We start from the raw sequence: 7,548 nt of genomic DNA on the forward strand, positions 1-7,548 counted from the left end.
TTATCATTACGTGCTGTCGGCGAATCCCAAAGAGAGGAATATTTGCGTTTATCACGAGAATGGGACGAGAAATTGGACAGAGAAAAACAGGTAATGTAGTAGATGAATATTCTTTACCCCTAAACTCCCCTACTCCTCCCATCCTCCACTCCCCCACTCCTCTTCAACCGGGGGAATATGTGATGACAATGGGGATTGGGAATAAAACCGATGCTTATTACGGTATCACTTCGACTGGCGCTCAATTTTGGAATTCTTTCCCCAATGGGGTCAAAAATGATGTTTTGCCGTTATTAGAAAAGCGTTTGGAGGAACTTAGAGATATTGCCGATGACCCTCGAAAAATTGCTCAAGATTATGTTAATACAATGGATGCTCGATTTAAGCATCAGATGCAATCTCTGATGGCAAATCAGGATTTGATTGACTTTGATAACTTAGATTTGGGAGATATTGAAAATCAAATTGATGAGATGTTTTCATCAAGTTATAGCGAGCATAGTTTAATTTATCGAATTTTGAGAGCAGATTTAGAAGGTCATTATCAATTATTAGAACATCCGAAAATTATAGATAAACTTCAGGAATATTTGCGCGAACAATACATGGATTGTGCGACGGGGAGGTTTATTAAATTTGATTCTGCAATGGCACAAACTTGTCACGATTTAGCTGCGAACGAGGTTTGTTATCCGAAATTCCCTGATGGTGCAGAATTAATTGTTTATCGTGGTCCCACTGCGAATTCTAACACCGTAGATGTTTATATCAATCGCCATTTACCAAACGAACCTCATGACAGAAATAATTCGCAGTTCGCAATTCGTAATTCGCAATTAAATAAAGTAAGAGAGCAAAATGCTAAATGTCTATTTTGGAGCGTCAAGAATGAACAACATCAATTACCTGCTTGCTTAAATAAACTACAAGTTTCTAACGTTTTAATTGCGAACTGCGAACCGCGAATTGCGAATTGTAATGACATTGGTACAATCAAATTGTCACCCCAGGGATTAAAGCATTCGCTGTCCGATTGCGACGGGGATAGGATGGCTCTAGCACAAGCTTCAGAATTCTCCCACACAGCAGTCGAGATTAAACAAAAGCAACTTCCAGAGAATCGATACTCGGAGATTATTAAGCCTGAAAAGCAAGCCTATACGGGTTCTTTTGAACAAATTGCGTTAGATGCGATGGAAAATAAAATTGGTTTGGTTGCCAATTTATGTATGAAAGGAATTGCTCTAGAAAATGAGTGTGTTTCAATTCCAGACGAGGAAGCAGGGAAATTTCTTCGGGATATTTCTTGTGCTGCGGTAGAAATGCTAAAAGCCGAAAATCAAAGTTTTGCGTCAATTAAGTATTCAGATAATCTGCGATCGCATATCGTCGAACTTGCACAATTATGCCCACAACCACATCAAGAGCAAAACCAATATTCAATAATTCCACAATTCGATATTAGAGAAATATTAGAAAGAATTGGTAAATTCTATCATGACGTTGTGGGAACCTTGGGAGGACAGCTACAAATCTAAGTTGACCGAGGTAAAAGCGCTAATCGTTCCAATCCAGAGGTTATTAATGCCTGTAATACTATTATTAAAAGCTTTGATGTTGCACCTTGGGTTGAAGAAAGAAAATCGGGAGATGTGTATACGAAAAGAGACATAAATATTAAAGGTCACGGTGCGATCGATATGATGGCAAGGATGACTAATGATGCTTTTGCGGAGAGTGCTGCAATCGCGCGTTCAACTCAGCAATTTCAGGATTTGTTCAAAGGAGTCGAATTTACGCCAGCACAAAAAGCAAGCGCAGTCCAAATCAAGAAAATATATGATTCGCTAATTCATCGAGCAGTTACAATTAGTCGAGAAGTCGAACAAGCACCAGGTTTAAAGATTGTCGCGACCAATTCTCATGGTCAGCAAATCGAAATTATTGGTTTAGCTGAGAAAAAACATCCCAATATTTTTGATGACAGAAAACTTGATATTACGGTTGTTGAGAATAAAAGTCCCTACAATCAAAGTCAGAAAAAATGGATTGCGATCGCACCCATATTCGATGCAGATGGGAAACCGGAATTTCAAAGTAATGGTCAGCCGCAGACTAAACATTTGGGATATATTTCTGAAGCTGGTTTGCAACAATTTCAAGGTGATATAAAATCATTTACTGAGTTAAATAATCTCAGCAAAGAGATTGTATCGGGATTCGCTGCAAGTCAAGTTCGAGTGGCTTTTAAACAAGTGAAGGAATATGCGATCGCTGCTAGAGAAAGTATCCCCGATTTAGAAAAAGAAGCGGTTGCAGCTGCAATGTGGCAAGTTTCCACCGCAAGTAAGGAAGATGTAGAGCGAGGTTTTAAGAAAACATCGGCTGCTTTTGCAATATTTGGGGAGGAATTAGTTGGAAGGCTGGATAAACTACAATTTACCGAATTTGCAGTCGTAGGAACCCACAAACCCAGTAACGAGCATTTGGGACGTAAATGGGTGGGAGAAAAAGTTGAATGTCATATCGAGCAAGCACCCGTTCCAATTAATCCAACGCAAAATAAACGCTGGTTAGTGGCTGAAGATAAGAAATTAGGAGTATTTCGCAGTGAATCGGCACAGTTACCAATTGGTACATCTTTTACCGCAGAAATTACTTCTCCACCCAGCGCATCGGTTATTATTACCAGTACCCAAGGCAATCAATTAAAAGTAGGGCAGTTGAAAAAATATGCATTTCCAGAACAAGAATGGAAGGGGGATGATGGGGTAATTACAATTAAAATTGTTGGTACTGAAAAAGCTGTTACACCTCTTGCTTTCGTTGATGATAAACCATTGGGTGTAGTTGATAAGGAATCTTTTAAATTGTTGAGTGAAAGGTTAAATGTAAGGGGTGTTAAAGTTGATGGATTTAAGTTTCAAGGAAGATTGGAATCTACACCAGCAACTATTGCCAATATTAAAGTTGATCCGGAAACGATTCGATATCCTCAAGTTTGGGCTAGGGAAGAAGCTTTGGTTAGGGAGAAGAAAATTAAGGCTAATCAGAAAGTAAGCATTCGCACTGAAATACCCACCGCAGATACACCTAAAACTGAATCAGTTAAGCGGGAAGAGTGGGAAAAGCAGATGTTAAAACTTGCGATCGTGTGTTTGCAAGATAATCCTGCAAATGCTGGTGAGGAGATGCAAACAGCAACTTTTGGGGATGGGAAGTATCGGGTGATTTATCATGAACCGTCGGAGATGTTGCGGGTTGTGGATGAAGATGAGCAAAGAGGAACTTTGTACAAGTTGCAGAGGGGAAAGGCTGTGCAGGTATGCAATTTTACAGATAAGGAAAAGCAAAATTTTGAAATATTAAGGTTGGGTCAACAATTTATCAAACCAGCATCAGAAAATTTACAGAGGGAATAATTAAAACTTTTATTGCGATTAATAGTTCAGTTCCGCAACAGCAAAAGTTGGATAATTCCATTACAGTTCGATATAAATTATGTAAATAGAATCTCCCATTTTTAGAAATCGAGATTCCGATATCTAATGAAATCCTTTCTCTGTGAATATTTGAAGAATTGAGAGAAAAAGAATCGAGGTTTGCAGCATTATTAAGTCTTCAGGGATTAAATGTCGCTGGTTAAAATAAATCGCCAGTCGCTATTATCCATCCCATGACTGACAATACTTGCAGTGGCGTTAGGGAAAATCGCTTTCTGAGCCAGTATTCTCGCAAATTCGTCACTACTAGGTATACAGTTTTATTTAAAACAATTTCAATCTTACAATACTTACAAAAAAACAATTCAGTTCCGCAGGGTTAAAGCTATACTCCATAAGCTTTACAGTGTATTATAATGGTCACAGTTCCGCACTCTCACAATTTTCAATTTTAGAAATCGGAATCCAGATATCTAACGAAAGTCCTTCTCTGTAAGCTTTTTGAAAATTGCAAATGGGAATAGTAACATAATTCGCAATATTTACTCTTATTGAGAAAATAATTGCGAATTACAATGATTGTTGGTAAAACTATTTAATTCCCATTAGTTACTATTTGTTGACATTTATCAAGGTAAATTTTAACTTCTGAATGCTGAGGGAATAACCGTTTTACTACCTGAAACTTTTGCAATGCTTGTGTGTAATTTCCCTGCCTATAAAGTTGTAATCCTTGGCGATATTCCTGGTTTACTAATCCCTGTTGATTGTTGACTTTGGCAGAATCGAGAAACTCTTGAATTGTATTACTGGTAAAAAGAAATGTAAAATTATCGTCGGGACCAAAGGTGACTAAACCGATAACTTCGCCATTCTCATTGAGAACTGGACCACCAGAATTTCCTTTAGGTACGGGAGCGGTAATTTGTAAAATAGGTGTGCCATCTTTCAGATTTTTCTTAGCAGAAACTTGACCGCGAGTAAAGCTGGCTTCGTAAAAAGATTCATCGTTAAATAGGGATGAATTTTCAACTAATCCCGGATATCCCACTACCGTTACTGAGTCTAAAAGTTTCACTTGGCTAGATTCTGCCAGTTTGAGGGTAGGAGCATTGATGACATTAATTTTGATGATGGAAATATCCTTTCCTTCACCTGCGATCGCACCGGAATTAATTATTTCAAAAGGTAGTTGTTCTTGATTTGGTAAATAGACTAATTGAATTGGTTTGGTTTCAATCCATTTTAATTCAGCTTCGACATTTGCTAATGTTTGCCCATCAGAAGAAAGTTGTGCTGCTAAATCTTCCTGAAAAATCTGTTGGCAATCTTCTGTTTTTGTTACATGGGCATTGGTGGTAATGTAACCATTGGGGTTAACAAAGAATCCAGAACCGTAACTTGTGATTTGTTCTAATTCATAAATTTTACCATTTATTGGTGAGTAAACTTTGGCTTTACAACCAACTGCAACCCGAACTACTGATGGTTTGACATCTTCAGCTACTAAGTTGGCTTGTGATAGTTTTTCTGGTTGTTTGGAATTGTTTTGTAAGGGTTTTTGGGGAAAATCAATTGTTTGGGATTTGGCTGGTGTGATGGGTAATGTCGCGGAAAGTAATGCAGAGATGATGAGGAGAGATTGGAATTGATTTTGAATTTTAGACAGCATGTTTTTGTTTCCCTGATTGTTAGGAAGGTTAATTAGATAGCATTGCGGCTTGAATTGGGATTGCTGAAGCAATTGAGTTAAGAGTAGACCACATGAATGATCCTGTGTTGTCATGCTGAGGAACGAAGCATCTTCGCGAGATTCTGAGTCCCAAGGGGACACGCTACGCGAACGTTCCTCAGAATGACCGAAGAGCATTTCTTTCTGTGGAGTTCTCTAATTGATTTGTGTTGAAGTGAAAATTTTGGACTGAAAGCTACAGGGAATTAAATTTATGGATTGTAGTTGCGGGTATAGGGCTTTAGCGCAACTACAAACTTCAAAGCTACAAATTTATGAAAAACCTTACTTGCCAAAACTTGTAACTTCGGCGATTAATTTATCAACTGGAATGAGTTGAAGAATTTTCTGACACTGACTTGAGGATTCTTGTCACCTCCAACCAAAAGCATATACATCCGTTGATTTACAATAAAAACTCTACCCGTCAAAGTTATTCCATCTGTTTCATCCTGTATCTGAATTTCTCTACCAGAATATGCATCGAGAGTGATATTTTTCTGACTTAATAATTTTTTCTTACCCTCTAACATACCTTCAACAGCAGAATCCAGTAATTCGCTTGAGGGAACCTGAGTCACATCACTTTTAAAGTCAGCATAGCCAATCAGAAAAACATTGCCCTCATGAGTACTCAGATACATTTTTGTAGATTTAACACCTTCATGAATCTCACCTGGTTCTGGTGCGATATCTACGATTTCTTCATTTGGCATGAGAACAGAGGACTTACCTTCATCTGGAGAAAATATTTTCCATGCTGGTGCTGCTGTAATAGTATTTGATGTAGGTAGTTGAGCTATATTTTGGCTGCTGACTGCATCAACTTTGGGACTATTGAATGTTGTTGCGGATACTAATATAAAAGCTGCTAAAGGTAATTTGTTGAACTTGCTGATTGTTTGTAACATGGGATTGTTTGTTGAATTCGACAATCCTAGTTTTGCTTACCAGTACTTAAGTTAAACACTGAGAACTAACTGATTTTCCTTTGATTTGATTTTGTAGATAAACCTTTGACAATATATATAAATCAAATCCCTAAAAACTCTGGAAATATTGCCGATACAGTTCACAACTTGGTATAACTCCAGGGTTTGTGATTTTGACTAATCCCATTGCCTGTAATTTGAATTTGATTTCCGGGATTAACTGTACAGGATGATTTGCTTTGGCAACTTCTCGCATTGCAACTAATAATTCGGGTTGTTTTTCTAAGGCGGACATGAGACGATGCAAATGCTGAGAATAAATACCTGATTCACTAGCTGCTGTTTGTAGGAATTCGTTTACAGTTACATCTTGACGGGCAATATGATATAAAGCTAAACGAGCTAAAAATGGGTGTCCACCGATAATAGACATGATTTTAGCCGCTTCTTCATCACACCAATCTAATTGATATAGTTGGGCTAAATCGAGGATTTGTTGTGTCTTAAATTCTGGTAAATCAACCGGGAAACCTGCATTGAAGGGAGAACGATTAATATCTAAAGGTACATAAATTTCGGTGGAATGGGCAAGTACCAAACGTAGTTTTTGCCAAATATTTGCTCGTCTGGCTTCTTCGTGGAGATATCGCAGTAAGCCGAAAAAATCGCCGTAAATATCGGGATATGCAAATAATCTATCGACTTCATCTAAACCCAGGGTTAATGGTTGACCTATTTCTGGCAATATATACTCTTCAAAATAGGTTTCACAGCGCATATTGCAGCTAATATCATCTTCCCAGTATTCATCTAAGCGATTTTCTAGCTTTAATTTGCGGCTAACTGTGGCACAAAACCAACGCAGAAATTTATTTAAGTCAGTAAAACACTGGTTATCTGCTTCCTTTAAACTGATATAGACAGTGCGATCGCCTTGTATTTCTGCTCGATCTAAAATCCGAATTAGCAGCGAAGTTTTACCCATTTGTTCGGGTGCTTTGATGCGGATTAATGCCCCATGTTTGCTAATTTCTCTGTAACAATCCTCTTCTTTGGGAGGACGAGAAATATAAAAAGAAGAATCTCGCGCAACTGGTCCCTCTGGATATTCAATGGGATTATATGGTGTGGAAGTTTGTGGGAAAGATTGTTGGATTGATTGTTGGATTGAAGATGAAATATAGTTATCTTCTCTATCTGCTATCTCTTCCCAATTTAAATCTAGGTGTTTACAAATTAACTGAAAAGTCTCCATAGCGACGTTTTTACCATTAAGAAAATTACTTAATGTCGATGGAGCGATTTTAAGTTCATGGGCAAATACATCTTGACTTGTCTTATTGAGTTTCATCATCACCGTCTTTTTAACGGTTTTAACTTTGTCGATGCAGTCCTGACGCACCTTAAAACCTCTAATGAGTTCTCTGCTGATAGTCATAAC

5 protein-coding genes are annotated in these 7,548 nt (G+C 37.9%); 2 read left to right on the plus strand and 3 right to left on the minus strand.

All coding sequences use genetic code 11. The features are described 5' to 3' along the window. The first annotated feature begins 59 nt into the window (after positions 1 to 59). Both CK510_RS33620 and CK510_RS22855 read left to right on the plus strand, forming a co-directional pair. Positions 60 to 1,538, plus strand: a complete 1,479-nt coding sequence (locus CK510_RS33620) for a cytochrome P450 family protein (RefSeq protein WP_245912326.1) — start codon at positions 60 to 62, stop codon at positions 1,536 to 1,538. A gap of 114 nt (positions 1,539 to 1,652) precedes the next feature. Next, complete coding sequence (locus tag CK510_RS22855; RefSeq protein ID WP_211293269.1) at positions 1,653 to 3,422, plus strand: hypothetical protein; 1,770 nt, start codon at positions 1,653 to 1,655, stop codon at positions 3,420 to 3,422. Positions 3,423 to 4,038: 616 nt separating this feature from the next. Here the strand turns inward: CK510_RS22855 and CK510_RS22860 are convergent. The 3 genes from CK510_RS22860 to CK510_RS22870 form a co-directional block, all read right to left on the minus strand. Further along, on the minus strand, positions 4,039 to 5,115 hold the full coding sequence (locus CK510_RS22860) for a trypsin-like peptidase domain-containing protein (protein WP_095723880.1): 1,077 nt from the start codon (positions 5,113 to 5,115) through the stop codon (positions 4,039 to 4,041). A 374-nt stretch (positions 5,116 to 5,489) separates the two neighbouring features. Further along, on the minus strand, positions 5,490 to 6,086 hold the full coding sequence (locus tag CK510_RS22865) for a hypothetical protein (RefSeq protein WP_095723878.1): 597 nt from the start codon (positions 6,084 to 6,086) through the stop codon (positions 5,490 to 5,492). Between the two features lie 130 nt (positions 6,087 to 6,216). Continuing rightward, on the minus strand, positions 6,217 to 7,548 hold a 1,332-nt coding region (locus CK510_RS22870; RefSeq protein WP_245912328.1), incomplete at its 5' end, for an AAA-like domain-containing protein.

This window comes from Brunnivagina elsteri CCALA 953, from assembly GCF_002289455.1.
Classification (GTDB): Bacteria; Cyanobacteriota; Cyanobacteriia; order Cyanobacteriales; family Nostocaceae; genus Brunnivagina; species Brunnivagina elsteri.

Bases quoted from the DNA above. Each gene is read 5' to 3' on its own strand.
- CK510_RS22865 (WP_095723878.1), bottom strand. From the start codon at position 6,086: ATGTTACAAACAATCAGCAAGTTCAACAAATTACCTTTAGCAGCTTTT.
- CK510_RS22860 (WP_095723880.1), bottom strand. From the start codon at position 5,115: ATGCTGTCTAAAATTCAAAATCAATTCCAATCTCTCCTCATCATCTCT.
- CK510_RS33620 (WP_245912326.1), top strand. From the start codon at position 60: ATGGGACGAGAAATTGGACAGAGAAAAACAGGTAATGTAGTAGATGAA.